The sequence below is a fragment of the Nonomuraea sp. NPDC049709 genome, from assembly GCF_040674815.1.
Classification (GTDB): Bacteria; Actinomycetota; Actinomycetes; order Streptosporangiales; family Streptosporangiaceae; genus Nonomuraea.
Genome location: NZ_JBFANM010000112.1, coordinates 1 through 25,503, shown reverse-complemented (window position 1 = coordinate 25,503; position 25,503 = coordinate 1). Strand labels below are relative to the sequence as shown.

General features: G+C 72.3%; 21 protein-coding genes and 1 pseudogene. 10 read left to right on the top strand and 12 right to left on the bottom strand.

All coding sequences use genetic code 11. The features are described 5' to 3' along the window. The first annotated feature begins 27 nt into the window (after positions 1–27). On the top strand, positions 28–591 hold the full coding sequence (locus AB0J69_RS55935) for a helix-turn-helix domain-containing protein (protein WP_364136397.1): 564 nt from the start codon (positions 28–30) through the stop codon (positions 589–591). A gap of 118 nt (positions 592–709) precedes the next feature. On the opposite strand, the gene AB0J69_RS55930 is transcribed toward AB0J69_RS55935, so the two are convergent. After that, a complete protein-coding gene (locus tag AB0J69_RS55930) occupies positions 710–1,903 on the bottom strand; it encodes an acyltransferase (RefSeq protein ID WP_364136395.1) in 1,194 nt (397 codons plus the stop codon). Positions 1,904–2,072: 169 nt separating this feature from the next. Between AB0J69_RS55930 and AB0J69_RS55925 the strand changes: the two genes are divergently transcribed. Together AB0J69_RS55925 and AB0J69_RS55920 are read left to right on the top strand one after the other, a co-directional pair. Beyond that, positions 2,073–6,815: a GH92 family glycosyl hydrolase gene (locus AB0J69_RS55925; protein WP_364136393.1), complete on the top strand. Its 4,743-nt coding sequence runs from the start codon at positions 2,073–2,075 to the stop codon at positions 6,813–6,815. 133 nt (positions 6,816–6,948) lie between these two features. Continuing rightward, the gene (locus AB0J69_RS55920; protein WP_364136391.1) at positions 6,949–8,130 is read left to right on the top strand and encodes an FAD-dependent oxidoreductase; all 1,182 of its coding nucleotides are present in this window, start codon (positions 6,949–6,951) and stop codon (positions 8,128–8,130) included. A 188-nt stretch (positions 8,131–8,318) separates the two neighbouring features. Here the strand turns inward: AB0J69_RS55920 and AB0J69_RS55915 are convergent, their stop codons facing one another. Further along, complete coding sequence (locus AB0J69_RS55915; protein ID WP_364136389.1) at positions 8,319–8,819, bottom strand: MarR family transcriptional regulator; 501 nt, start codon at positions 8,817–8,819, stop codon at positions 8,319–8,321. Between the two features lie 52 nt (positions 8,820–8,871). Here AB0J69_RS55915 and AB0J69_RS55910 point away from each other — a divergent pair, with 52 nt between their 5' ends. Both AB0J69_RS55910 and AB0J69_RS55905 read left to right on the top strand, forming a co-directional pair. After that, positions 8,872–9,783: an LLM class flavin-dependent oxidoreductase gene (locus AB0J69_RS55910; RefSeq protein WP_364136387.1), complete on the top strand. Its 912-nt coding sequence runs from the start codon at positions 8,872–8,874 to the stop codon at positions 9,781–9,783. Positions 9,784–10,187: 404 nt separating this feature from the next. Then, positions 10,188–10,838: a topology modulation protein gene (locus AB0J69_RS55905; RefSeq protein WP_364136385.1), complete on the top strand. Its 651-nt coding sequence runs from the start codon at positions 10,188–10,190 to the stop codon at positions 10,836–10,838. A 27-nt stretch (positions 10,839–10,865) separates the two neighbouring features. Here AB0J69_RS55905 and AB0J69_RS55900 read toward each other — a convergent pair whose 3' ends face one another. Further along, complete coding sequence (locus AB0J69_RS55900; RefSeq protein WP_364136383.1) at positions 10,866–12,335, bottom strand: hypothetical protein; 1,470 nt, start codon at positions 12,333–12,335, stop codon at positions 10,866–10,868. 84 nt (positions 12,336–12,419) lie between these two features. Between AB0J69_RS55900 and ilvY the strand changes: the two genes are divergently transcribed. Both ilvY and AB0J69_RS55890 read left to right on the top strand, forming a co-directional pair. After that, the gene (ilvY, locus tag AB0J69_RS55895) at positions 12,420–13,265 is read left to right on the top strand and encodes an HTH-type transcriptional activator IlvY (protein ID WP_364136417.1); all 846 of its coding nucleotides are present in this window, start codon (positions 12,420–12,422) and stop codon (positions 13,263–13,265) included. Positions 13,266–13,284: 19 nt separating this feature from the next. Continuing rightward, positions 13,285–14,385 carry a hypothetical protein gene (locus tag AB0J69_RS55890; RefSeq protein WP_364136381.1) on the top strand — a complete coding sequence of 367 codons (1,101 nt, stop codon included), beginning with the start codon at positions 13,285–13,287 and terminating at the stop codon, positions 14,383–14,385. Between the two features lie 21 nt (positions 14,386–14,406). Here AB0J69_RS55890 and AB0J69_RS55885 read toward each other — a convergent pair whose 3' ends face one another. The 5 genes from AB0J69_RS55885 to AB0J69_RS55865 form a co-directional block, all read right to left on the bottom strand. Then, positions 14,407–15,261, bottom strand: a complete 855-nt coding sequence (locus AB0J69_RS55885) for an alpha/beta hydrolase (RefSeq protein ID WP_364136379.1) — start codon at positions 15,259–15,261, stop codon at positions 14,407–14,409. 75 nt (positions 15,262–15,336) lie between these two features. Then, a complete protein-coding gene (locus AB0J69_RS55880) occupies positions 15,337–15,807 on the bottom strand; it encodes a hypothetical protein (RefSeq protein ID WP_364136377.1) in 471 nt (156 codons plus the stop codon). A 96-nt stretch (positions 15,808–15,903) separates the two neighbouring features. Then, complete coding sequence (locus AB0J69_RS55875; RefSeq protein ID WP_364136375.1) at positions 15,904–16,902, bottom strand: LacI family DNA-binding transcriptional regulator; 999 nt, start codon at positions 16,900–16,902, stop codon at positions 15,904–15,906. A 123-nt stretch (positions 16,903–17,025) separates the two neighbouring features. Further along, entirely contained in the window at positions 17,026–18,558 is a 1,533-nt protein-coding gene (locus AB0J69_RS55870; RefSeq protein WP_364136373.1) for an alpha-L-arabinofuranosidase C-terminal domain-containing protein, read from the bottom strand. A gap of 141 nt (positions 18,559–18,699) precedes the next feature. Further along, positions 18,700–20,241 (bottom strand): MDR family MFS transporter, encoded by a 1,542-nt coding sequence (locus AB0J69_RS55865; RefSeq protein WP_364136415.1) that lies wholly within the window; start codon positions 20,239–20,241, stop codon positions 18,700–18,702. 148 nt (positions 20,242–20,389) lie between these two features. Between AB0J69_RS55865 and AB0J69_RS55860 the strand changes: the two genes are divergently transcribed. After that, positions 20,390–20,974, top strand: a complete 585-nt coding sequence (locus AB0J69_RS55860) for a TetR/AcrR family transcriptional regulator (protein WP_364136371.1) — start codon at positions 20,390–20,392, stop codon at positions 20,972–20,974. An 85-nt stretch (positions 20,975–21,059) separates the two neighbouring features. On the opposite strand, the gene AB0J69_RS55855 is transcribed toward AB0J69_RS55860, so the two are convergent. From AB0J69_RS55855 to AB0J69_RS55845, 3 genes and pseudogenes are all read right to left on the bottom strand, one after another. Continuing rightward, positions 21,060–21,494: a hypothetical protein gene (locus tag AB0J69_RS55855; RefSeq protein ID WP_364136369.1), complete on the bottom strand. Its 435-nt coding sequence runs from the start codon at positions 21,492–21,494 to the stop codon at positions 21,060–21,062. A 65-nt stretch (positions 21,495–21,559) separates the two neighbouring features. Continuing rightward, on the bottom strand, positions 21,560–22,216 hold the full coding sequence (locus AB0J69_RS55850; protein ID WP_364136367.1) for a CAP domain-containing protein: 657 nt from the start codon (positions 22,214–22,216) through the stop codon (positions 21,560–21,562). A 126-nt stretch (positions 22,217–22,342) separates the two neighbouring features. Next, positions 22,343–22,950: pseudogene (locus AB0J69_RS55845) on the bottom strand (fumarylacetoacetate hydrolase family protein). On the opposite strand from AB0J69_RS55845, the gene AB0J69_RS55840 reads away from it, so the two are divergent. Then, the gene (locus AB0J69_RS55840; RefSeq protein ID WP_364136419.1) at positions 22,832–23,194 is read left to right on the top strand and encodes a hypothetical protein; all 363 of its coding nucleotides are present in this window, start codon (positions 22,832–22,834) and stop codon (positions 23,192–23,194) included. The pseudogene AB0J69_RS55845 and the gene AB0J69_RS55840 sit on opposite strands and share 119 nt — an antisense overlap. Positions 23,195–23,313: 119 nt before the next feature. Then, the gene (locus AB0J69_RS55835) at positions 23,314–24,336 is read left to right on the top strand and encodes a zinc-dependent alcohol dehydrogenase family protein (protein ID WP_364136413.1); all 1,023 of its coding nucleotides are present in this window, start codon (positions 23,314–23,316) and stop codon (positions 24,334–24,336) included. A 93-nt stretch (positions 24,337–24,429) separates the two neighbouring features. On the opposite strand, the gene AB0J69_RS55830 is transcribed toward AB0J69_RS55835, so the two are convergent. Further along, a complete protein-coding gene (locus AB0J69_RS55830; RefSeq protein WP_364136365.1) occupies positions 24,430–25,293 on the bottom strand; it encodes a LysR family transcriptional regulator in 864 nt (287 codons plus the stop codon). Positions 25,294–25,503: the final 210 nt, after the last annotated feature.

Here is a 25,503-nt window from a genome sequence, read left to right as displayed (position 1 = left end):
TCGTTCTGGAGGACTAGCCTGCTCCTCATGAAGGACGACGAGCCGTTCCTGCTGAACGACCCCGACAGGCTCAAGGCCCTGGCCCACCCCATGCGCCGCCGCATGCTCACCCACCTCAACCTGCACGGCCCGGCCACCTCCACCACCCTCGGCGAGTTGCTCGGGGCGAAGACCGGCACCACCAGCTACCACCTGCGCCAGCTGGAGAAGTACGGCTTCATCGAGGAGATCCCCGAGCGCTCCACGGGCCGCGAGCGCTGGTGGCGGCGGGCCACACTCCCCCGTGACATGCGGCTGCCCACCCCGGACGAGCTGGCGCCGGAGGACCGGCCGGCCCTGGAGGAGTTCCACCGGATCGGGTACGAGGAGGACCGGGTCCTGTTCGAGCGCTTCCCGGCCGCCTTCCGCGCCGACCCGGCGTGGGCGAGAGGGTCCAGGGGGCTCGCCCGCATGACCAAGGAGGAGCTGAACGAGTTCTACGAGGCGTACATCGCCCTGCTCATGAAGTACGGCCACCCCGCCGACGACGCCCCGCCCGGCTCACGCCCGGTCTACGTCCGGATGTTCACGCTTCCCGCCGACGAGGACTGACGGCCGCCCGCGCGTGCGGGCCGGCCGGCGGGCTCGTCGGCGTAGGTCGACCGGCGGGGCGGCGGACACGGTGTCGCGGAAGAGGCCGCCTAGGGTCGTCTCGGCGTCGCCTCGGCGTTCAGGCGAGGACGCCGGGTGGCCTGCGGGCCAGCCGGCGGCCGACGAGCTGCATCGGCCGCTCCAGGAACCGGTGGCTCAGCCAGCTCGCCGGCAGGAGCAGGGCGAGGAAGAGGACGCCGACGCCGATCTGCAGGGGCGGCGGCGACCAGCGCATCTCCCCCGCCACCTGCATGATCACCAGCAGGATCGGCAGGTGCACCAGGTAGAGGGAGTAGCTGATGGCGCCGAGCCAGGCGAGGAGGGCGGGCACCCGCCGGGCCCGCCAGGCCATGGCGGCGGCGAAGGTGACGGCCGCGAGCAGGATGGTGAGGCTCCACACGTCCGGCCGCACCCACCACCAGCCGGCGTTGGCCGCCCAGAGCGGCGTCGCGGCCACCAGCGAGGCGGCGACGGCCACCGGCCAGAGCGGCCCCTCGCCGCGCTCCCATCGGCGGATCGCCGTGCCGGCGAACATGACGGCCAGGATCGCCGCCCCGAACCAGGGGACGCGGCTGCCCAGCAGCACCAGGACCAGCGCCATCACGCCCAGCGCGCCGGCCGCCGCCGTACGCCCCCGGCCGGAGACCACGCAGGCCAGCCCGACGACGAACGCCCCGGCCGACAACCAGGCCAGCCACCCGCCCGTCAGCGGCGCCCCGGTCAGCGCCAGCCCGGCGACGGAGCCGAGCACCGCGAACACGACCGGCAGCACGCCGCGGCGGTCGCGCACCCCGGCCACGAACAGCGCGGCGGCCAGCAGGTAGAAGACCATCTCGTACGACAGCGTCCACATGGTGTTCAGCACCCCGGCCGCACCGACCGCGTCCATCATCATCGTCACGTGGGCGGCCACGGACGACGGGTCCCTGGCCACCTCCGGCCGGATCGGGATCCACCAGGACAGCGCGAGGACCAGGGCGATGACCGCGAGGTAGAGCGGGTAGAGGCGGAAGAGCCGGCCGATCCAGAAGGCCCGCAGGTCGCCGTGGCGTTCCAGGGAGGTCGGGATGATGTACCCGCTGACCAGGAAGAACACCAGCACGCCGTAGATGCCGAGGTTGATCGCGGTGGGCCGCAGCCAGGGCATGGCCCAGGTCGTCAGGTGCTCGCCCACGACGGCGAGGGCGCCGACGCCGCGTAACGCGTCCAGCCACGCGAGCCTGGACGGTTCCGGCTGCGCGACTTGGGGGGTTTTCAGCGGGGCAGTCGGCATATGCCACAACGTATCGGAGTAGGGCCCGCCACGGATCACCTGCTCCACGGCCTGCCCCTCCGCCTCCGGGGAGGCGGGCTCTTGACACGGCACCGCTGATTTGAAAACTTCCTTTACAGATCGGGGGTTGACAACGCTGTCATGATTTCTCGTGAAAGGTGCCCCCCGGATGAAGCACCCTCCCCGGCGCCCCCTCCTCATGGCGCTCTTGTCCGCCGCACTCACCCTCCTCCTCGCCGCCCCCGCGACCGCGGCCCTGACCTCGGGGACCGGCCCGGACCCCATCCCCAATCCCGGCCCGTCGGGCACTCCGGCCCCCGGCCCGTCCTACAGCCCGCCGCCCGACCCCGGAGCGGCCGAGCCGCCGGCGCCCGCGGCTGATGTGCAACGAGCGGCGCGGGACGGGCAGGCGCTGGCCAGGGATGAGGGCGCGGCCTTCGCCTCCTCCTTCGAGCCGGGCGACCCGCAGCCGACCTGGGTCAACACGGCCGAGCGAGCCTCCAACACCACCGGGACGCTGCCCGGCGGCATCGAGGGCAGCATCGCGGACCGGATCGTCCAGGTGGGCGCCAGCGGCGAGTACGCGGCCTCGGGCGAGGTGAAGGAGAACCTGGCCGACACCGACGTGAACACCAAGTGGCTGGTGTTCACCGCCACGGGCTGGGCCCAGTACACCCTGTCCGAACCCGTGGCGGTCGTGCACTACGCGCTGACCTCCGCCAACGACGCGCCCGAGCGCGACCCGCGCGACTGGCAGCTCCAGGGCTCGCCGGACGGGCAGAGCTGGACCACGCTGGACACCCGCACGGACGAGACGTTCACGGCCCGCCTGCAGCGCAAGGAGTACCGCTTCGCCGGCACCACCGCCTACGCCCACTACCGGCTGAACGTCACCCGGATCGGCGGCGGCTCGACCCTGCAGCTGGCCGAGTGGGAGCTGTCCGACGGCCGGACCGGTCCCAGGCCGCCCAGCGACATGCGCAGCCAGGTGGGCACGGGGCCGACCGGCGGGTTCGTCTCCAAGCCGCGGGCCGGCTTCTCCGGGCTGCGGGCCTTCCAGTACGCCGGCAGCACCACCTCGGCGGACGGCGGTCACTCCACCAACAAGGTGTTCGAGGTGGACATCCCGGTCACGTCCACGACCGAGCTGTCGTACGTGGTCTTCCCCGAGTTCACCGCGGCCGACCTGCGCTACCCCAGCACGTACGTCGCGGTGGACCTGGCCTTCCGCGACGGCACCTACCTCAGCGACCTGCGGGCCGTCGACCAGCACGGCGTCCGGCTGGCGCCGCGCGAGCAGGGCGCGTCCAAGACCCTGTACGCCGACCAGTGGAACCACAAGCTGGCCCGGATCGGGGAGGTGGCCAGAGGCAAGCGGATCAGCCGCGTCCTGGTGGCCTACGACTTCCCTGGCGGGGCGGCCGGGTTCCGGGGCTGGGTGGACGACATCAGGATCGTCTCGGAGCGGAAGCGGCAGCCGTACGAGGGACGCGACGACCGGCGGGCCGGGCCCTCGCAGTATGCGGTGACCACCCGGGGGACGCACTCCACGGGCGGGTTCTCGCGGGGCAACAACTTCCCGGCCACCGCGGTGCCGCACGGGTTCAACTTCTGGACGCCGATGACCGACGCCGGCTCGATCAGCTGGCTCTACGAGTACCACCGGGCCAACAACGCGGCCAACCTGCCGGAGATCCAGGCCTTCACCGCCAGTCACGAGCCGAGCCCGTGGATGGGCGACCGGCAGACGTTCCAGTTCATGCCCTCGGCGGCCGAGGGGGTGCCCGACCCATCGCGTACCGCCCGGGCGCTGGCCTTCCGCCACGAGCGGGAGGTGGCCAGGCCGCACCTGTACGCGGTCACGTTCGACAGCGGGCTCAAGACCGAGATCGCGCCGACCGACCACGCGGCGATGGCCCGCTTCACCTTCCCCGGCTCCTCGGCCAAGCTGATCTTCGACAACGTCGACAACAACGGCGGCCTGACCCTGGACGTCTCGGGCGGCGTCGTGACCGGCCACTCCGACGTGCGCAGCGACCTGTCCACCGGGGCCACCCGGATGTTCTACTACGCCGTCTTCGACCGCCCGGTCACCGGCGGCGGCAAGCTGACCGGGCAGGGCCGGGACAACGTGCTCGGCTACCTGGCCTTCGACGCCGGCCAGGCGCGCACGGTCACCATGCGCATCGCGTCCTCGCTGATCAGCGTGGAGCAGGCCAGGCGGAACCTGGAGCTGGAGCTCGCCGCCTCGGACACGCTGGAGACGGTCAGCGAGCGGGCGCGGCGGGCGTGGGACGCCAAGCTGGGCATCATCGAGGTCGAGGGCGCGAGCCGGGACCAGCTCGTCACGCTGTACTCCAACCTCTACCGGCTGTTCCTGTATCCCAACTCCGGCTTCGAGAACACCGGCACGGCGGACGCGCCGGTGTACCGGCACGCCGTGCAGTCGGCCACGAGCACCGTGCCGGCCCCGCGGGTGGCGGACGGGAAGGTGTACGTCAACAACGGGTTCTGGGACACCTACCGCACGACGTGGCCGGCGTACGCGCTGCTCACGCCGGGTACGGCCGGGGAGATGGTGGACGGGTTCGTCCAGCAGTACGAGGACGGCGGCTGGATCGCGCGGTGGTCCTCGCCGGGCTACGCCGATCTGATGGTCGGCACCAGCTCCGACGTGGCCTTCGCCGACGCGTACCTGAAGGGGGTGACGGGTTTCGACGCCGCGACCGCGTACCAGGCGGCGGTCAGGAACGCCACCGTGGCCCCGCCGACCCGCCATGTCGGGCGCAAGGGCCTGGCCACCTCCGCCTTCCTCGGGTACACCGCCGTCCAGTCCACGGGCGAGGCCATGTCGTGGGCCATGGACGGCTACATCAACGACTTCGGGATCGCGAACATGGCCAAGGCGCTGGCCGAGCGCTCCACCGGGGCGCAGCGGGCCCGCTACCTGGAGGAGTACGAATATTTCCGGAACCGGGCCCAGAACTACGTGCACCTGTTCGACCCGGCCGTGCGCTTCTTCCAGGGCAGGAACGCCGACGGCTCCTTCCGCCGCAAGCCGGGCGCCTACGACCCGCGGGCCTGGGGCTTCGACTACACCGAGACCAACGGCTGGAACATGGCCTTCCACGTCCCGCAGGACGGCCGCGGCCTGGCCAACCTGTACGGCGGCGCGGACCAGCTGGCGGCCAAGCTGGACGCGTTCTTCGCCGAGCCGGAGACGGCGCTGTTCCCCGGCTCGTACAGCGGGATCATCCACGAGATGCGCGAGGCCCGGGACGTGCGGATGGGCCAGTACGGGCACAGCAACCAGCCCTCCCACCACATCCCCTACATGTACGACTACGCCGGGCAGCCGTGGAAGACCCAGGCCAAGGTGCGCGAGGCGCTCTCGCGGCTGTACCTGGGCAGCGAGATCGGCCAGGGCTACCCGGGCGACGAGGACAACGGGGAGATGTCGGCCTGGCAGGTCTTCGGCGCGCTGGGCTTCTACCCGCTGCAGATGGGCAGCCCGTACTACGCCATCGGCTCGCCGCTGTTCAAGAAGGCCACGGTGCACCTGGAGGGCGGCCGGAAGCTGGTGGTCAAGGCGCCGGGCAACAGCGCGCGCGACGTCTACGTGCAGGGGCTGAAGGTCAACGGCAGGTCGTACGACCGGACGTACCTGCCGCACGACCTGATCGCCAAGGGCGGCGAGCTGGTGTTCGAGATGGGGCCGAAGCCGTCCCGCTGGGGCACCGGCAGGAACGCGGCGCCGCCCTCGATCACCGGTGACGACCGCGTGCCCGCGCCGCTGCGCGACGCCACGGGGCCGGGCCGCGGCACGGCGTCGGCGGCCGGCGGCGCCGACGTGAGCGCGCTGTTCGACGACAACTCGGCCACCCGGGCGACGCTGCCCGAGTGGGTCCGGTACTCCTTCGACGGCGACCGCCAGGCGCGCTTCTACACGCTCACCTCCGCAGCCGGCCAGCCGGCCGAGGACCCGACCGGCTGGGTCCTGGAGGGCTCCGCCGACGGCGTCTCGTGGAAGGTGCTCGACGAGCGGTCCGGCGAGAGCTTCGCGTGGCGGCAGCAGACGCGGCCGTTCAAGATCGCCAAGCCGGGTGCGTACGCCCACTACCGGATCACGTTCACCGGCGGGACGTCGCTCGCGGAGGCCGAACTGCTGGCCTCCGCGCCGCCCGAGACCTCACCGCTGGTCGTCGAGGCCGCCGGGGTCCTGGCCACGCCGGGCGCGACCGTGACGCTGCCGGTGACCGTGTCCAACCACGCCACCCGGCCCGCCACGGGGCGGCTGACCGCGACCGCGCCGGAGGGCTGGACCGTCCAGCCGGCGGCCGCGGACTTCGGGCCCGTCGCGCCGGGCGCGTCCCGGACCCTGTCCTTCCAGGTGACGGCGACGGCGACGGCGGATCCCGGCAGCCGTCCGGTACGGCTCGCCGCGACCTCCGACCAGGGGGCGGCCGCGGAGCAGGTGATGGTCACGGTGATCGGCGACACCGTGGAGTTCACGCCCGGCACCCCGGCCGAGGAGCCCTGGCTGCTGGAGGAGGACGGGTCGCAGCTCGACGGCGAGGTGTACGACGGCCGCGCCCGGTTCACCGACGGCGACAGCCACGCCACCTACCGGTTCGAGCTGCCCGACGGGGTGACCGGGGGCACGCTGACGCTGGAGCTCGGCAACCAGTTCCTGGTGCAGGTCTCGGCCGACAACCAGAGCTGGCGGACGGTGCTGCAGGAGAGCGCGAACGTGCGCGACCTGTCCAACCGGGCGCCGCGCGCGCTCGACGTCAACGAGCTGCGCGGTGGGTCCCGCACGTTCTACGTGCGCATCGGGGACAGCCGGCCGCAGGACGGCTGGGGGTCCTGGCTCGCCAGGGTCCGGCTGGACCTGACGCGTACGGCCGGCTAGCCGGGATCACCGGGCCCGGGGACTTCCGTCCCCGGGCCCTTTTCTTGTTCGGCCGGGACTTGCAGTTCGGGTGACGAACTAATATTGTTCGTATCCCGAACGAGATTTATGGATTTCTCAGGAGTGAGCCATCATGGGCCGGAAAGTTGTGATCATCGGCGGCGGGTACGGCGGCGCCAGTGCCGCCAAGGCGCTGGACCAGGACGCCGACGTCGTCCTCGTCGAGCCGAAGGACGCCTTCGTCCAGAACGCGGTGTCGCTGCGCGCGCTGGTGCGGCCGGAGTGGGCCGACAACCTGTTCATCCCCTATGACCGGTTGCTGCAACGGGGCCGGGTCCTCAGGGAGCGGGCGATCTCGGTCGACGCCGGCGGCGTGCTCCTGGGCTCCGGCGAGCGGCTCGACGCCGACTACCTGGTGCTGGCGACCGGCTCCGGCTACCCCTTCCCGTTCAAGTTCGACACCGACCGGTCAGGGCAGGCGCGCGAGCGGCTGCTGACCCTGCACGCCGGGCTCGCGGCCGCCACCCGCGTCCTGATCACCGGCGCGGGGCCGGTCGGGCTGGAGCTGGCCGGGGAGATCAAGGCGGTGTGGCCGGACAAGCACGTCACCGTCGTCGACCCGGCCCCCGAGCTCCTCCCCCGCTTCGCCCCGCAACTGCGCGAAGACCTGCGCCGGCAGCTCGACGCGCTCGGGGTGGACCTGCGGCTGGGAACGGCCCTGGGCGCGCAGCCCCCGGTCGAGCCCGGCAGAGCCGAGCCGTTCACCGTACCCCTCACCGGGCCCCTCACCGGGCCGTCCACCAGGCCCTCCACCGGGCGCATCACCGGGCCGTCCACCGGGCCGTCCACCGGCGAGGAGATCTCCGCCGACATCTGGTTCCGCGCCCACGGCGTCACCGTCCACACCGGCTACCTCGGCGCGGACCTGGTCACCGCCCGCACACCGGAGGGCTTGGTCCGCGTGGGCGACCGGCTGAACGTCCACGGCTTCGACCACGTCTACGCGATCGGCGACATCACCGACCTGCCCGAGGCGAAGATGGCGGGCAACGCGATGAGCCACGCGGAGGTGGTCGCCGCCAACATCCTCGCCCAGGTCCGGAACGAGCAGCCCACCAGCGTCTACCGGCCGTCCGAGGTGCCCTTCGTACTGCTCCCGCTCGGCCCCGAGGGCGGCGTCGGCCAGCTGCCCTCCCCCGACGGACCGATCGTCCTGTCGGGAGAGACGGTCTCCGAGTACAAGGGCGCCGACCTGTTCACCGGCCGCTTCGCCGAGCTGTTCGGCACCGACACCCGCCGACCGGAGGCCGCCTGACGTGACCCGGAAGCGACCCGGCCGCGAAGCTCCGCGGCCGGCTGACCGCGAGTCCGGCCCGCGGCGGCCAGACCGAGCAACGGGCCGGTTGGCGGGCCGGACCGAGAATCCGGCCTGGCGACGCGCCCGACCCGGCATCCGGCCTGGCGACGGACGTGCCCGGAAATCCAGCCCAGCCCAGGCCCCCGTCAACGGCCGGGGCCGGGGCCGGAGGCGGGACCGGAGGCGGAGGGCGTCCCGTCCCGCTCCAGAAAGATCATCGGCACGTTGTTGTCGTTGACCACCCGGCCGAGCAGGTCGGCGAGCTGGTCACTCTCGCCGCCGTCGAGCCCCGCCGGAAGCTCCGCGATCCGCTTGCAGGTGGCGGTGTAGAACGTCTCGGCCAGCTCGCCGCCCCGCTTGGTGAGCGCGACGCGGACCGCGCGCCGGTCCTTCGGATCGGACTCGCGGCGCACCAGGCCGCGCTGGGCGGTCCTGTCCACCAGCTCGGTGAGGCTGGACTTGGCCAGCCGCAACATCGAGCCGAGGGCGCTCATCCCGTACGGCTGCGCCATCAGCACGCAGAGCAGCTGCCCCTGCTGAGAGGTCAGCCCGTATTCGCGGGCCGACTCGGCGTAGACGGCGTTCACCAGAAAGGCCGACCGGACCAGCGCGGCCACGACCCCCAGATTTTCCTCAGCCTTACCCACTCGGTTAGGCTATCACATATTGTTCGCAATACGAACTAATGGAGGAGTACCTATGACGGCGTTGTTCGGCGTCGGGATCTCAACCGCTGTCAGCACCGCACGGGAGACCCTGCGGCACGCGGCCCAGGCCGATCGGGACGGGCTGGACCTGTTCACCGTATCCGATCACCCCTATTTCGCCGACCGCCTGGACGCCTACTCCCTGGTGGGCATGGCCCTGGGCGGCACCACGCGGATCGCGGGCCTGGTGAGCGTCACCAACCTGCCCAGCCGGCCCGCGCCGATGCTGGCCCGTACGATCACCTCGTTGTCCGCGCTGTCCAGGGGCCGGATCGTGCTGGGGGCGGGCGCGGGCGGGCTGTGGGAGGACATCGCCAGGCTGGGCGTGCCGAAGCTGGGGCCGGGCGCGGCGGTACGCGCGTTCGAGGAGGCCGTCACCCTCATCAGGGCACTGTGCGGCGGCGGGGACCGGGTCACCTTCGACGGCGAGTTCTACCAGGTCACCGACCTGGAGCCGGCACCCGTCCCGGCCCCGCCGGTGTGGACCGGCTCGGTCGGGCCGAAGTCGCTGGCCGCGACCGGCCGGGTGGCCGACGGCTGGATCCCCGGGCACGCCGCCGACTGGCTCAGTCCCCGCTACCGCACCTCGCGCCCCATCATCGACCGCGCGGCTCACGACGCCGGCCGGGACCCCGGGGACATCGCCACGATCTACAACCTGCCCGGCGTCATCACACCGCACCCGCTCGCCGAGACCCGCAACCGCGAGGGCCGCTGGATAGGCGGCTCCGCCGAGCAGTGGACCGAGGAACTCACCGGCGCCGTGCTCGACCACGGCGCCTCGGGCTTCGTCTACTTCCCGGACGACGACACCCCCACCGACCTGGCACTCGGCCGATGGGCCAACGAGATAGTCCCCGCCGTCAGAGAAGCCACCACCCCCGCCTCTGACCCCCGCCCCTGACCCCCGCCACAGACCCGGACCACCAACCCCGGACCACCAACCCCCGGACCACCGCCCCGGGCGATCGGGCCAGACCCACCAACCCCGGACCACCGGCCCGGGCCGTCAACCCCGCACCATCGACCCGGGTCGTCGCGCCGGACCCACCAATCCGGACTACCGGCCCGAACCGGACCGGACACCAGGACCGGACCGGGCGGCACCCCCGAGACGAGCGCGCCGTCGGAGGGCCGGCAGGACAGTGGCCCGGAAAACGGAGATGCCCGTCCAGAAGGGGATGCCGCGTGCAGGACGATCCGTGGGTGGCGACGAGCTGCCGGGTGACGAGCACGACGGCGAAGCGCTAGACGGCGAGCTGCCGGGTGACGAGCACGACGGCGAAGCGCTAGACGGCGAGCTGCCGGGTGACGAGCACGACGGCGAAGCACGACGGCGAAGCACCAGGCAGCGGGTTCACGGGGCACGACGGCGGAACCGCGGGCGGCGGGTTGGCGGGCGAGCGCGGCGCCGAGCCCGCGCGGGTGGCGTTCGTCCCGCTAACCTGGGCGGCCATGCGCAGGATCGCGATCGTCGGCTGCGGTGGCAGCGGTAAGACGACCCTCGGGCGCCGGCTCGCCGCCCACGTCGGCGCGCCCTTGACCCACCTGGACGCCCTCTACTACGACCCGGACTGGAACTCGCTGCCGCAGGAGGAGTTCGCCGCGATCCAGCAGCGGCTCGTCGCCGGACCGGTCTGGGTGATCGACGGGAACTACGCCTCCACCCTGCCCATCCGCCTGGCCCGCGCCGACACGGTGGTCTTCCTCGACCTCCCCCCGATCGTGTGCCTGTGGGGCGTGCTGAAGCGCCGCCTGCGCTACCGCGGCGGCCAGCACGCCGACGGCGTCCACGACCGCATCACCTGGGAATTCGTCCGTTACGTCCTGGGCTACCGCCGCCGGATGCGACCCAAGGTCCGCAGGCTCATCGCCGAGCACGCCGTCCACGCCCGGGTCGTCACGCTGACCAGCCGCCGAGCCACCCGCCGCTTCCAGGAGGCGCTGCCGATCACATGACGCTGCCGCGTCACATGACGCTGCCGATCACATGACGTGGATGTCCACCGACGGCCGCAGCCGGGCCGCCGACGCCAGCGCCTGGTGCACGGGGTGGTCGGCGAAGGCGCTCACGGCCTTGCGGTCGCCCGGGCCGGCCGCGGCGGGGAAGGCGATCTGCTCGTAGGCCGCCTGGAAGCGCGGCCCCCACCGGCGGGCCCCGAGCCGGGCCGTACGCGAGCAGTTGTCCACCATGTACGCCACATCCCGGGCATGCATGTACGGCAGCAGCGAGTCCACCGCCTCGATCACCGACTCGTTCACGATCTCCGACCACGGGTGCCCGCGCTCGGCGAACTCGTCCACCTGCGCCATCATGGTGCCGATGAACATCCCGGCGGTGAACGGCTCCACGGCCAGGTCCCGCCGCGCCCGCCGGGCCCGCACCGCGTCGCCGGCCGCCCACATCGGCGAGCCGCTGATCCCGCTCATCGGCCGCGACGCCAGTCGCCGCTCGGCGAGGATCACGCTGCGCAGCTCGGTCCCGTCGGCGACCTCGTCGTAGATCTCGGTGACCAGGTCCCGGGCCGGGCCGTGGGCGGCGGCGTAGGCCCGGTCGAAGGTCTCCCGCCCGGCGGCGTCCAGGTGCTCGCGGACGGCGCGCAGGCCGTGGCGGGAGATCGTGCGCGCGACAGGGCCGGTGATGTTCTCGCAGGAGCGCTCGTAGGCGGTGACGGGGTCGTCGCCGCCGAGCCGGTAGTGCCCGTACAGCGACTCGACCAGGCCGTGCACCGCGCCCAGCAGGATGGCCCGCTCCCCCACGATGTCCGACAGGTACTCGCTGTCGAGCGTCGTACGGAAGGTGTACGGCGCCCCGAGCGCCACCGACCAGCCCAGCGCCCGCTCGACGGCCCGCCCGTCCGGGTCGGCGTGCACGGCGAAGCTGCTGTTGATGCCCGCGCCGTTGACGTCGGCGCCCTGCAGATACAGGCGGCGCACCGAGTCGCCCATGCCCTTGGGGCAGACCGCGATGACGCCGTGCCCGTCGGGGAACGACCCGCTGCCGGCGCGCAGGTGGCCGAGCAGGAAGCCGTGCGACAGCCCGATGGTGGCGCCGGGACGCAGCGCGGCGAAGATCTCCCCGTGGTGGGCGGCCAGCGCGGCGTCGGCGATGAGCAGGATGACCAGGTCGCTGCCGGAGACGACGTCGAGCCAGTCGCCGAGGGAGCCGTCCTGCTCGGTGAAGCCCTGGGCCCGGGCGTCGGCGGCGGAGCGGGAGCCGGGGCGCAGGCCGACGGCGACGCGGATGCCGGTGCCGGCCAGGGAGTCGCGCAGGTTGCATGCCTGCGCCCGGCCCTGGGGCCCCCAGCCGATCACCCCGATCTGCCGTACGCCCTCGAACGCCGCCGGCAGCAGCGGGAACAGGTGCCGCCCGCCGCGCAGGATCGTCTCGGTGCCGCCGGGCACGTCCATAGTCTCCAGCGGGAACACCGCGGAGGTGAAGGAGTTGGAGGTCATGCCAGAAGTTGTAGGATCCGCCCCGGCCCCGCGACAAGCGCAACATGTGCAGCGGGCCGTTGCATCGGATGAAAGGCCCAGGTCATCGACGATCAACACGAGCTGCGCGTGTTCCTGCACCTGTCGCGGAGCCTGAACTTCGGCAGGACGAGCCTGGACTGCCACGTCAGCCCGGCGACGCTCACCCGGATGGTGCAGCGCCTGGAGGCGCGGCTGGGCCACCGGCTGTTCGACCGCGGCCCGCGCGGGGTGTCGCTGACCGCCGAGGGGCGGCGTTTCCGCGAGTACGCGATCTCCGCGCTGGATCTGTGGCACGCCTACCGGCAGGGCGACGCCGAGCCGGTGGAGCTGACCGGGCGGCTGGGGGTGTTCGCGACGGTGACGGCCTGCCAGGTCCTGCTGCCCGACCTGCTCGCGCCGTTCCGCGCGGCGCATCCGGCGATCGGGATCGACCTGAGTACGGGCGACGCCGCCGCCGCGCTGGCCCGCCTGGACGAGGGCGAGGTGGACGCCGCGGTCGCGGCCCTCCCGGCCCGCCTGCCCGAACCCCTGCTCAGCCGGACGGTCGCGACCACCGAGCTGGTCTTCGTCACGGCCCGCGACCACGCGGCGACAGGGCTCGGCGGGCCGTTCGTGCTGCCCCGCCGCGGCCTGGTGCGGGAGGCGGCCGACCGGTGGTTGCGCGCCCACGCCCCGTCCAGGCCCGGGATCGCGGCCGAACCGGAGGGGCACGAGGCGCTGCTCGCCCTGGTCGCGCTGGGGTACGGCACGGGCATCGTCCCGCGCATGGTGCTGCGGTCCAGCGTCGTACGCGACCGGCTGCGCGTCGTCCCCGCCGAGCCGGCGCCGGCGCCGCTGGCCATCGGCCTGTGCGTACGCCGGGCCGACCTGCGCCGCCCACTGGTGGCCGCCTTGTGGAGCCTGACCTGAAACCTGAGAAGCTGGGGGGATGGAGTACGTCGTGCAGGTCGAGATCGAGCCGGCCCTCGGGGCGCCTGAGCTGGACGCATTGCAGTGCCATGGCGCCGGGGCGCTGCTGTCGGACGGGCTCGACGGCGTCGAGCACCTCGACGGGCCGGACGGGATCGACATCGACCTGTACGGCTTCCGGGTGACCACGCATCCCAAGGGCGCCCTGCTCGGCGTGGTGGTGGAGACGTCGACGCTGGAGATCGCCGAGACCGGGGTCCGCCGGCTGATCGAGTCCGTCCTCGAACGCAGCGAGCTGCTCGCGAGCTGGCGCGTCCTGCGCAGCGAGGTGGATCTGAACGAGGAGGCCTTCCGCGCCGGGCTGAAGGCCGCCGACGCCGGGCCGGTCGAGCAGCCGGCGGCTCCCGACGAGGGCGAGCGGTCACGCCTGCGGTTCCGGCAGGAACGGCTGGCCGGGATGCGGGCGTCGCTGATCTCCGGCGCGGCGCGGATGCAGGCGTTCGGCCTCGAACACTTCGGCTACCGCCCGGACGGGCCGGATCGCGGGGTGGCGTCCAGGGAGAGCGCCACGCTGGCCGCCGGCGCGTTGATGGCCGCCACCGACATCCTCATCGACCACGTGCTGGACGATGCCGAGACGCTGGCGGCCGAGGAGTCCACCGTGGCCGACGACCCCGGCGTGATGGCCCTGCACGGCCTGCCGCCACAATACGCGCTGCGTTACGACGCCGCCTTCGCCCGCAAGTTCGCCGTCGCCACGGTCAGCGTCACCGGCCGCCTGGCCGACGACACCTGGCGGCACCCGGCCTGCGTCGCCGAGGAGCTCGCCCTGCGCCTGCTCATCGAGGAGGCCAAGGCCGTCCTCGAGCTGTACGAGCTCATGGACTCGGACGAGGCCGAGTCCATCTACGACTTCTTCACCGACCACGCCTTCGACGACGTCGACCACGAGATGCTCTACACCCCCGAGCTGGACGGGATCGACGAGCACCCGGAGGCGGCCTTCCTGCGCATCGCCCCGATGGGGTTCGCCTCCTGGTTCGTCCCCTTCGACCGGCAGCGACGGGTGCACCCCTACCTGGAGGAGCCGGAGAGCTCACCCTCCGCGAACGCCTCCTGAGGCGGCTGCGGGGCGCCCCCGCTACTCCGCCAGGACCTGGCGGAGAGTGACGGCGAAGGCGTCGGGGTCGCCCTTCATGCCGAACTCGCCTTCCATGAACCCGCCGTGGTGGCTGGGGAAGGTCACGGGCTTGGTGCCGAGCCGTTCGGCGACCGCCAGGCCGGAGCGGTGGGCCAGCTCGCCCTCCGACTCTGCCCCGACGCCGACGACGATGCGGGTGGCGGCCGCGCGCAGCGCCTCGAAGTCGTGCTCGTAGTGCGTGCAGGTCATGAGGTTCTGCCCGAACAGCGCGTCGTCGCGCGACCCGTCGTCGCCCGTCGGCATCCCCATCGTGGCCGGGTCAGGCACGGGCAGGTCCGCGAAGTTGGCCGGGATCTCGCCCCGCAGGCTGGTGATCGTGATGAACTTGCCCATCGCGGGCCCGAACCCGTCCCGCTCGTACGTCCGGCGGATGTCCACCACCGCGGCCAGCGCCGGCTCGCGGTCCGGCAGGGTCTGGACGGCCGGCGGCTCGTGCGCCACGAGTGTGCGCACCTGCTCCGGGTGCCGGGCCACCAGCGCCAGCCCGTTGACGGCGCCCCCGCTGCTGGCGAAGATGTCCACCGGCCCGCCGCCGAGCGCGTCGATCAGCCGGTGCAGGTCGTCGGCGTGCAGGTCGGGCGTCGACTCGGCGGCGCCGTCGGTCCGCGGGCTCCGCCCGATCCCGCGCGGGTCGTAGGTGACCACCGTACGGTCCTTGATACGCGCGACCAGGCCCGCGAAGCCGGTGGCGTCCATCGGGGATCCGATCAGGAGCAGGGTGGGGTGGGTGCTCGCCCCGGCCTCGTGCACGTCGTAGTGGAGGACGGCGCCGGGCACCTCGATGGTGTGGGTCATGGGTCATTCCTTCCTGGGTCTCGGAAGTGTAGACCTGCGGGGGCGGCGAAACTCATCGCCCGGCGGCGCCCTCTTTCAGAAGTACTGCCCGATGCGGAACTTCCGGACGGTGAGCGGGCCCGCAGCGCGGCTGATCAGCTTGACCTTCCTGAGGCCGGTCGCCTTGTCGATCGTCACCTTGACGCACTTCATGCGGACCTCGTGGTCCCCAGGGGGCGCGTAGCGCGAGATGATCACTCCCCGCCTGCCGAAGCCCCGCCCGGAGAGGCCGACCCCCACCTCGCGGTAGATGCGCCAGGAGCCCTTCAGGGTGAACGCGGTGGAGCCGACGATCGCGTGGTTCGCCTCGACGGGGCAGTGGAGCAGCACCCGGATGACGTCGTTCTGGTGGGGCACCTCCGGCGAGACGCGGAAGGAGGTGAGCTTCTGCCACAGGGGCGTCGAGTCGTCGTCGTCCTCCCCGCGCGCCGCCTGCGCGGCGGCCGGGCCAGTGGTGAGGACAGCGGTGAGGGCGGCTGCCGCCGCCAGCCCCATGATGGATCGCACCCGTCGCCTCCCCCTGCGTGACCAGGCGTTTTCCCATTGTGACCACTTCATGAAAGCCCGCAGCGGAGCCACGCCGGGAACGAACCTACGGGCCGATCAGCTGGTCGACTCGCGGATCATCAGCTCGAAGGGGGCGACGTGCTGGCCGGTCGGGCGCAGCGGCGCCTGCATGCGGCCGACCACCAGCTCGACGGCCTTCGCGGCCATCCAGCCGTGGTCGGGTGCCACCGTGGACAGCGAGGGCACCATGAACTCCGACTCGGGGACGTCGTCGAAGCCCACGAGCCGGACGTCGCCGGGGACCCGCAGCCCGCGGTCGGCGAGGCCGCGCAGGACGCCTTGGGCGACGGTGTCGGTCACCGCGACCACGCCGTCGAACGCGTGGCCGGAGTCGACGAGGCGGTGGGCCGCGTCGCGCCCGGCCGCCATGGTCAGCCCGGCGAGGCTGACGAGCAGCGCCGGGTCGGGGGTGAGCCCCCGCTCGGCGAGCGCGGCGAGGTAGCCCTGATGGCGGCGGGTCACCACGTTCAGGGTCCCGGCGACGTCCCCGGTGACCATCGCGATCCGGCGGCAGCCCCGGTCGATCAGGTGCGCGGTCGCCGCCTTCGTACCGTCCTCGTTGGGCATGGCGACGTGGTCGAAACGGCCGCCGAAGTCCTGCTCGCCGAGCATCACGATGGGGTAGTCGGCGCCGGCCAGCCGCTGGTCGCGGCGGTCCAGCTCCACCGCGCTGAGGATCAGGCCGTCGAACTGCAGCGTACGGGAGTGGGCGATCGCGTCGATCTCCCCGTCCGCCGCCGCACCGGTCTGCTCGATCGCGACGTGGAAGCCCCGCCGCCGCGCCTGGTCGATCACGTGGGCGGCGAGCCGGCCGAAGTAGGGGCGGTCGATCTCGGGCACGGCGAGGCCGATGACGCCGGTCCGCCCGGACTTGAGGGTCCGGGCGGAGACGTTGACGCGATAGCCCGACTGACGGATGGCCTCCAGCACGCGGAGGCGGACCGCCTCGCTGACCCCGGCACGGTTGTTGACCACGTTGGAGACCGTCATCTTCGACACCCCGGCCAGCCGGGCCACATCGCCCATGGTCACCATGCCGTCACCATGCCGTCACCTCGCGTTCTGTGCGCCGGTGGGTCCGCCCGGCCGGGGCGCGGCCATGCGATCGAGCGTATCGCGGTTCAACGGGCCGCCCCTTTCGCCGCCGTGACGAACGGTTCAGGCGAGGTCGGCCTCCACCGTGACGAACGAGTGCGCGGGCAGGTGCACCCGCAGCCCGCCGGTCGTCGTGGCCGTGACCTGCTCGTGGGCGCGCGGGGCGACGGCGGCGGGCGTCTCGGGGGTGTTGTGGTCGTGCGGCTTGCCGGCGGTCAGGATCCGGGAGCGTACCCCGGTCACGGTGCCGCCGCGCAGGTCCAGCTCGACGTCGGCCGCCTCGGCCGCGTCCAGGTTGGACAGCGACACGAGCAGCCGGCCGTCCTTGCGGCTGGCCGATACCGAGACGGTGGCCAGCGTGGACTCGCCGACCTCGCGGGTGGGCACGGCCGCGGGGAGGTCGACCCGCAGCGAGGCCGCGTCCTGGTGGCCCTTGTTCATCTCGAACACGTGGTACGTGGGCGTGAGCACGAGCGCGCCCGAATCGGGGTCGGTGAGGATCATGGCCTGCAGCACGTTCACCGTCTGGGCGATGTTGGCCATGACCAGGCGGTCGGCGTGCCGGTGGAAGATGTCGAAGTGCACGGCGGCGACGAGCGCGTCGCGGAGGGTGTTCTGCTGGTAGAGGAAGCCGGGGTTGGTGCCCGGCTCGACGTTCCACCAGGTGCCCCACTCGTCCAGCACCAGGCCCACGTTCTTGCCCGGGTCGTAGCAGTCCATGACGTTGGAGTGGCCGGTGATCAGCTCGTCCACGTACGCGGCCTTGACCATCGTCCGGTAGTAGTCGTCGGTGCCGAAGACCGTGGCGTCGCCCTTGTCCTGCCAGGTGCCCGGGATCGTGTAGTAGTGGAACGACAGGGCCTGCATGAAGGCGGCGGGCCGGTACGCGCAGCCCAGCTCGCCGAGCTGCTTCATGAGCGTCTCGGTCCAGGCGTAGTCGCCGGAGTTCGCCCCGGCCGCGACCCGATACAGCTTGTTGTCGCCGTGGTCGCGGCTGTAGGTGCCGAACCGGCGGGCCTCGGCGGCGTACTGCTGGGCCGACATGTGGCCGCCGCAGCCCCACGCCTCGTTGCCCAGCCCCCAGAAGCGGATGCGCCACGGCTCCTCGCGCCCGTTCCTCTTGCGCAACCTGACCATCGGCGAGTCGCCCTCGCGGGTGAGGTACTCGACCCAGTCGCTCATCTCCTTGACCGTGCCCGAGCCGACGTTCCCGCTGATGTACGGCTCCGCCCCGAGCAGCTCGCACAACGCCATGAACTCGTGCGTGCCGAAGTGGTTGTTCTCCTCGACGTTGCCCCAGTGGGTGTTGACCATCGACGGCCGCTCCTCCTTGGGCCCGATGCCGTCCATCCAGTGGTACTCGTCGGCGAAACAGCCGCCCGGCCAGCGCAGGTTGGGGATGTTCAGGGCGCGCAGCGCCTCCACCACGTCCAGCCGGATCCCGCCCTCGTTGGGCAGGTCGCTGTCCTCGCCCACGTAGAACCCGCCGTAGATGCACCGGCCCAGGTGCTCGGCGAAGTGTCCATAGAGGTGCCGGTTGATCACCGGGCCCGGGACGTCGACATTGATGATGGCGGGCACGACGACATTGCTCATCGATGAAAACCTTGCGTGTGGGGTCAAGAGGGTGAGGCACCTCACTTTATCGATACACCAATCCGTGTCAAGGTCCCCATGACGGACGGAAGGCCGCGTCCCCGCGGGCGATACGGGGACGCGGCCTTCCGGGCACGTTGGTCAGGCGGGGGTGACGGCCTTCTCCGGGGAGGCCGGCTCGGGCAGGTCGAGGCTGTCGCGCAGCTTGGCGGGCTTGAGGAAGGCCGCCGCGACGAGGCCCACGACGGCGATGGCCGCGGAGATGAGGAAGATGTGCCCGGTGGCGTCGCCGTAGGCGGCCCGGACGATCTCCTGGATCGGCTCGGGCAGGGCGGCGATGTTCAGGCTCGCGCCGGCCGCGGCCGCGTCGCCGGTGGCGGGGATGCCGGCCTTGGCCAGCCCCTCGACGATGCCGGAGGCGACGCGGTTGGCCAGCACGGCGCCCAGCACCGAGACGCCCACGGTGCCGCCGAGCGAGCGGAAGAAGGTGACCGCGCCGCTGGCCGCGCCGATCTCGCGGAGCGGGACGGTGTTCTGGATGACCAGGACGAGGTTCTGCATGGACATGCCGACGCCGACGCCGACGGCGAGCATGTACGCCGAGATCAGCACGAGCGAGGTCTCGTGGTCGATGGTGGCCAGGCCCGCGAAGCCGGCCAGCAGGACCACCAGGCCGACCAGGATGTAGGGCTTGGTACGGCCGCTCCTGGAGACCATCCTGCCGCTGATCGTGGAGGAGAACAGCACGCCGACCATCATCGGGATGGTGAGCAGGCCGGCGGCGGTGGGGCCGAACCCGCGGCCGATCTGGAAGTACTGGCCGAGGAAGACCGAGCCGCCGAACATCGCCATGCCGACCGCGAGGCTGGCCAGGATGGCCAGCGCGGGGGTGCGGCGCCGGATGACGTGCAGCGGCACGACCGGCTCCCTGACCTTGGACTCGACCCAGGTGGCCACGGCGAGCAGCAGCACGCCGCCGCCGGCCATGGCCGCGGTCTGCCAGGACAGCCACTCGAAGGAGTTGCCGACGAAGGTGACCCAGATGAGCAGGATGCTGACGCCGGCCGCGATGAGCGTGGCGCCCCAGTAGTCGATGCTCACGTCGGCGCGGCGCACGGTCGGGATGTGCAGGGTCTTGGCCAGCAGCGCGAATGCGGCGACGGTGAACGGCACGGCGATGAAGAAGCACCAGCGCCAGCCGAGCCAGGAGGTGTCGGCGATGAGCCCGCCGAGCAGCGGGCCGCCGACCGTGGCCACGGCCATGACGGCGCCGAGGTAGCCGTTGTACCGGCCGCGCTCCTTGGGGCTGATCATGGCGGCGATGATGACCTGGGCGAGGATCTGCAGCGCGCCCATGCCCAGGCCCTGCACGGCGCGGAAGGCGATGAGCTGGCCGGTGTTCTGGGCGAAGCCGCAGGCCAGCGAGCTGACCATGAAGATCACGATGGAGATCTGGAGCAGCAGCTTCTTGTTGAACAGGTCGGCGAGCTTGCCCCAGATGGGCGTCGAGGCGGTCGAGGCCAGCAGCGACGCGGTGACGACCCAGGTGTACTGCGACTGGTTGCCGTCGAGCGAGCCGATGATCTGCGGGAGCGCCACCGAGACGATGGTTCCGCTGATCATGGCGACGAACAGGACGAGCAGCAGGCCGCTGAGGGCTTCGAGGATCTGGCGGTGGGTCATCGGCTCCGCCGCGGACGGCGCTGCCGGCTGTGCACTCACGCGCAACCTCCGATCAAGGGAGAAAGGGATGGAACCTGGACACCATACATGCTCAAGTGGCAACTTTGCGCATTGAGCATTTATTCCCATTGGGTAAGCTGGTTCCATCATGAGCAGCACAGCAGGGTTGCGCGAGCGCAAGAAGGCCGAGACCCGCCAGGCCGTGCACGAGGCCACGCTGCGGCTCACCATCGAGCGCGGCCTCGACCACGTCACCGTCGAGGCCATCGCCGACGCCGCGAACATCTCCCGGCGGACGTTCTCCAACTACTTCGACAGCAAGGAGGACGCGCTGCTGTACGGGGACGAGCAGCACCTGGGCACCCTGGTGCGGCGCGTACGCGAGCAGCCGGCCGGCCAGTCCGCCTGGCGGGCGCTGCGCGGCGCGATGGAGAGCCTCCATGACGAGAGCGGCGTGCCCGACCGGGAATGGCACATGCGCGCCCGGCTGGCCATGCGCCACCCCTCGCTGCGGGCCAGGCAGCTCGCGAGCAGGTTCCGGCTGGAGAACGAGCTGAGCCAGGCGGTGACCGGCCGGGAGCGGCCGGGTGATGCCGCCCCCGAGCTGGTCACCGCGGCGTTCCTGGCCGCGCTGCGGGTCGCCTCGCAGTGGTGGTGCGCGGAGCACGAGACGCGCACGCTGCGCGAGCTGACCGGCCAGGCGTTCGACCAGATGGCCCAGCGCTTCGACTGAGCACGGTCAGCCGCCGGGCCGGCTCCTGGCGGGCAGCCGCCGCCCGCGGATCAGGTCGCGCCGGGGCCGGCGTTTCTCCCGCGGATCAGGTCGCGCCGGGGCCGGTGTTCTCCCGCGCTTCCCGCATCTTGCCGGTGGCGATGAAGTCGACCGCGATCCGGTAGAAACTCTCGATCGACTCGCCGGACTCGGCCCCGTCGCGGAACTGCTTGCGTACTTTGACGAACGGGAACGCCGTGCTGCCCTCGGGAAGGAGCACGCCCCACTCGTCGTCGTGCCTGTGCCAGCGGCCCCCCGTGGCGGCGGCGACGCTGGCGCCCAGGAACGAGCCGAGCACGCCGACCAGGCCGTCGATCCGCTCCGGGTCGAAGTCCGGCCGGGAGCGCTGGCGCTCGATGAAGCCCTCGACCCACTCGACGGACTCGCGGTTGAGGCCGAAGTCCACGTCGCTCAGCGGCCCGAGCTGCTCGATGGCGAGACTGACGTTCTCCTCGATCCACCGCAGTTCCTGTTCGTCCATCCGAGGATGGTCGCACCGGCCGCCCGGGCCGTTCAATCCGATTTCCCGGCCGGGCGGCCGGGCCGTCAGCGCCGGCAGCGCCCGTAGTCGACCACGTACGTCCCGCCGCCCGCCGCACCCGCGCCGGCCGGGTCCGCCGCCCCCGCCGCCGCGCCGATGCCGACGTCGGTCAGCGTCGGGCTCAGGACGATCTGGCGGTGGCCGTACGTGCTGACGTGCACCCACCAGTGGACGGCGGCCCGCGGCGTGCCCGATCCTCCGCCCCAGCCGGTGTAGGTGGTCTCGGCGTAGGCCCACGAGAGCGGGTTCGGGCAGTAGCCCGCGCCCGTGATCCGGCTGTACGGGGTCGAACCGGTCTGCGGGTTGGTGTGCGAGTCCGCGCCCGGCCGCCACCACTTCAGGGCCGCGGCGGCAGCGGCGTGCCCGGCCGCCGCGGTGTCGAGCTGGGCGTTGCGCGTGAGCGGGGCCAGCCCGGCCCTGGCACGCTCTGCGTCGATGAGGCAGTGCACCGCCTGCCGCACCATCGTGAGGTTGGCGCTGGTGGGAGCCTGGTCGTAGTACGCCGCCGCGGCGGCGCAGTTCGGCGCGGCGGCGGTCGAGGCGTTCGCCGTGGCGCCCATGGCCGTGACGCCGAGGGCGGCGGCCCCGAGCAGGCAGGCGGTGCGTGCCAGGGGGCCGCGAAGCATGGGGCGCCGCCGGACGGATGGTGGCAACTCGCTCATGAGAGGACTCCTTTCGTTGGGTCCTCCAGTGAAACCGCGACTCCCGGGCTGGGGCCTGAGTAAGCCCTACTCAGATATCCGCAGGTGTGGTGGCCGGCTGCCGCCCATCCCACCTGCGGCCCGGGTCTACGGGCGGGTACGGGGGCGGGGGCGGGGGCGGGCCTTCGGGACGGGGGCCGGGGGCGGGCCGGCGACGACGGTGTTGCGGAGGGCGCCGATGCCCTCGACGGTCATCTCGACCACGTCCCCGGGCCGCAGCGGCGGCGGGTCCTGCCGGCCACGCAGACCCCACAGCTCGGCCAGGCAGCCGCCGTTGCCACAGGTGCCGGAGCCGAGCACGTCCCCGGGGTGGACCCAGGCGCCGCGGGAGGCGTAGGCGACGCGGTCCTCGAACGGCCGGCTCATGTTGGACAGCAGGTCGCGCCCGATCTCGTCGCCGTTGACGGTGACCGACAGGGCCGGCCGCAGGAAGCCCTCGGCGTCCCGGTACGGCTCCGGCTCGTCGGCGGTGACCAGCCACGGGCCGAGGGTGGTGGCGGTGTCCTTGCCCTTGGCCGGGCCCAGGTTGACCTGCATCTCGCGGCCCTGAAGGTGTCCCGGGCGGACCAGTCGTTCATGATCAGGTATCCGGCGATGTGCTCCCGGGCCTGCTCGGGGGTCAGGTCCCGCCCGGACCGGCCGATCACCGCGGCCACCTCCAGCTCGAAGTCGAACGCCCGGCAGCCCGGCGGCACCGGCACGTCGTCGTGGGGGCCGATCACGGGCGTAGGGGTTGGTGAAGTAGAAGGCGGGGGCGTCGTACCAGGCTTCCGGCACTCCGGCGCGGCCGTCCACGCTCCTGCGCCCGCCTTCGACGTGTTCCTCGAAGGCGACGAAGTCCCGGACGGTCGGCGGGCGCAACGGGGCGTGCAGCCGGACGTCCGCCAAGGGGACGGGGTCGCCCGCCCGTCCCCGCTCGGCTCAGGTCGCCGTCCCTGAGCAGGTCGAGGAGGGTGACCCCGTCCGGGAGCGCGGGCTCCCTAATTACGATACCCATCAAAGTTTGACAGCCATCGTACTTTTCGCTTGAGTGAGCCCCGGAAAGGACGGTGTGCGTGATGGTCAAGACGGTACGGTTCCACGAGCTCGGCGGGCCGGATGTGCTACGGCTGGAGGACGTGGAGGTCGGGCGGCCCGGTCCGGGCGAGCTGCTGGTCCGGATGGAGGCGATCGGCCTCAACCGGGCCGAGGCGCTGTTCCGCAGCGGCAACTACATCGAGCCGGTCAAGGAGTTCCCCGCGCGGCTCGGCACCGAGGCGGCGGGCGTGGTCGAGGCGGCCGGGCCCGGTGTGACGGGGTTCGCGGCCGGGCAGCCGGTCAGCGTGCTGCCGGCGTTCTCGATGAACGACCACGGCGTCTACGCCGAGCGCGCGATCGTGCCCGCCGCCGCGGTGGTGCACCGGCCCGACGGGCTCGACGCGGTGGCGGGCGCGGCGGTGTGGATGCCGTACCTGACGGCCTACGGGGCACTGGTGCAGGTCGGCGGGATGCGGGCCGGCGACACGGCGGTGCTGACCGCGGCCTCCAGCAGCGTGGGCCTGGCCGCGATCCAGGTCGCCCGGCGCGTCGGGGCGGTGCCCGTCGCCCTCACGCGTACCGGCGCGAAGAGGGAGGCGCTGCTCGCGGCGGGCGCCGCCGAGGTGATCGTCACGAGCGAGGAGGACGTCGTCGGGCGCGTGCTCGCGCTGACCGGCGGGCGGGGCGCCGAGTTCGTCTTCGACGCCGTCGCCGGCCCCGGCGTGGTTGACCTGGCCCGGGTGACCGCCCCCGGCGGCACGCTCTTCCTGTACGGGGCGCTGAGCGGCGAGGTGACGCCCTATCCGGCGTTCGAGCTGGGCATGCCCGCGCTGAACCTGCGCACCTACACCGTGACCCGCGAGACGACCGCCGATCCCGAGCTGCTGCGCCGGGCGGTGGCCTTCGTCTCCTCCGGGCTGCGGAGCGGCGCCTTCCGGCCCGTCGTGGACCGCACGTTCGACCTGGAGGAGATCGTCGAGGCGCACCGGTACATGGAAGCGGGCGCCCAGGTGGGCAAGATCGTCATCACCGTCGGCCCGGAGCGGGCGGGGCGGGCGGGCTGACCCGCGCCGGGCCGGCGCCCAGGCCGTCCGGCCGGTGATTCCGGAGTGTGGTCCAGGAGGCTCGCCGGCCTGACCGCTTGCCGGACCGGCCTCCTACGGGGCGGCGTCCTGGATGGCTTGGATCAGCGCGAGGGTGGCGGGCGGGTCGGGTGGATCGCCGTAGGTGACGGCGTAGATCCGGCGGGTGAAGCCGGCGATCTCGGTGGTGTGGATGTCGGGCCGGCGGTGGGCCTGCAGCGCGAGTCCGGGCAGGGTGGTGACGCCTGCGCCGGCGGCGACGAGGGCCTGCACGACGACCATGTCGTCGCTGAGCGACGCGATGCGTGGCGTGAAGCCTTCTTGCCGGCACAGCGCGATCAGCTCGTTCTGGCACCGCTCGCAGCCGCCGATCCAGGCGGAGTGGCGATGGTTCGCGATGCTGTCGTCCGGTCGCCGGCTCACCAGGTGGACCGGGTCGTCGCCGACGTGGACGAGGCGGAATCCCTCCTCCTCGACCGGGGCGTCGGCGTACCGGAAGATGAGCGCGACGTCGATCTCGCCCTGCCGCAGCATCTGCAGCGCCTCGACCGGGTGACGGTCGATCAGGATCAGCTCGAGTCCCGGATGTGCCTGGGCCAGGGCGGCGGCCGCCTTCGGCACGATCGTGCTCAGCACCGACGCGTTGGCGGCCAGGCGAACCCGCCCCGCCCGCAGTCCGACCTGCGCCGCCAGCTCGCTGGTCGCCGCGTCGACCCGGCCCACGATCTCGATGGCCCGGTTGGCCAGCAACTGCCCTTCCGGGGTCAGCCGGATCCCCCGGCCCACCCGCTGGACGAGCTTGACGCCGGTGGCCGCTTCCAGGCGGGACAGGTGATGGCTCACCGACGGCTGCGAGTAGTGCAGCTCCCTCGCCGCTTCGGTCACGGACCCGTGTCGCGCCACCGCGGCCAGCACCTTGAGATGGACCAGGTTCAGCATAGATAGAAGATATCAATGTAAATCTCGATTTATTGGCATTAGACGTCATCTGTGCATCCGGTCATGCTCTGTGGTGAGGCGCCGGACAGCGGCGCCGAGCCGACTGAGGAGGCAGGATGAGCATGCTCAGGTGTCACATCTCGATCTCGCTGGACGGTTTCGTCGCCGGCCCGAACCAGAGCCAGGAGAACCCGCTGGGCGAGGGTGGCG

Excerpts from the sequence above, each read along its gene's own strand:
- AB0J69_RS55875 (WP_364136375.1), bottom strand. The coding sequence starts at position 16,902 with ATGGTGACCATGGGCGATGTGGCCCGGCTGGCCGGGGTGTCGAAGATG.
- AB0J69_RS55885 (WP_364136379.1), bottom strand. The coding sequence starts at position 15,261 with ATGACCCACACCATCGAGGTGCCCGGCGCCGTCCTCCACTACGACGTG.
- AB0J69_RS55870 (WP_364136373.1), bottom strand. The coding sequence starts at position 18,558 with ATGAGCAATGTCGTCGTGCCCGCCATCATCAATGTCGACGTCCCGGGC.
- AB0J69_RS55890 (WP_364136381.1), top strand. The coding sequence starts at position 13,285 with ATGGAGTACGTCGTGCAGGTCGAGATCGAGCCGGCCCTCGGGGCGCCT.
- AB0J69_RS55865 (WP_364136415.1), bottom strand. The coding sequence starts at position 20,241 with ATGACCCACCGCCAGATCCTCGAAGCCCTCAGCGGCCTGCTGCTCGTC.
- AB0J69_RS55835 (WP_364136413.1), top strand. The coding sequence starts at position 23,314 with ATGGTCAAGACGGTACGGTTCCACGAGCTCGGCGGGCCGGATGTGCTA.
- AB0J69_RS55840 (WP_364136419.1), top strand. The coding sequence starts at position 22,832 with ATGATCAGGTATCCGGCGATGTGCTCCCGGGCCTGCTCGGGGGTCAGG.
- AB0J69_RS55925 (WP_364136393.1), top strand. The coding sequence starts at position 2,073 with ATGAAGCACCCTCCCCGGCGCCCCCTCCTCATGGCGCTCTTGTCCGCC.
- AB0J69_RS55920 (WP_364136391.1), top strand. The coding sequence starts at position 6,949 with ATGGGCCGGAAAGTTGTGATCATCGGCGGCGGGTACGGCGGCGCCAGT.
- AB0J69_RS55935 (WP_364136397.1), top strand. The coding sequence starts at position 28 with ATGAAGGACGACGAGCCGTTCCTGCTGAACGACCCCGACAGGCTCAAG.
- AB0J69_RS55850 (WP_364136367.1), bottom strand. The coding sequence starts at position 22,216 with ATGAGCGAGTTGCCACCATCCGTCCGGCGGCGCCCCATGCTTCGCGGC.
- AB0J69_RS55855 (WP_364136369.1), bottom strand. The coding sequence starts at position 21,494 with ATGGACGAACAGGAACTGCGGTGGATCGAGGAGAACGTCAGTCTCGCC.
- AB0J69_RS55910 (WP_364136387.1), top strand. The coding sequence starts at position 8,872 with ATGACGGCGTTGTTCGGCGTCGGGATCTCAACCGCTGTCAGCACCGCA.
- AB0J69_RS55860 (WP_364136371.1), top strand. The coding sequence starts at position 20,390 with ATGAGCAGCACAGCAGGGTTGCGCGAGCGCAAGAAGGCCGAGACCCGC.
- AB0J69_RS55830 (WP_364136365.1), bottom strand. The coding sequence starts at position 25,293 with ATGCTGAACCTGGTCCATCTCAAGGTGCTGGCCGCGGTGGCGCGACAC.
- AB0J69_RS55930 (WP_364136395.1), bottom strand. The coding sequence starts at position 1,903 with ATGCCGACTGCCCCGCTGAAAACCCCCCAAGTCGCGCAGCCGGAACCG.
- AB0J69_RS55900 (WP_364136383.1), bottom strand. The coding sequence starts at position 12,335 with ATGACCTCCAACTCCTTCACCTCCGCGGTGTTCCCGCTGGAGACTATG.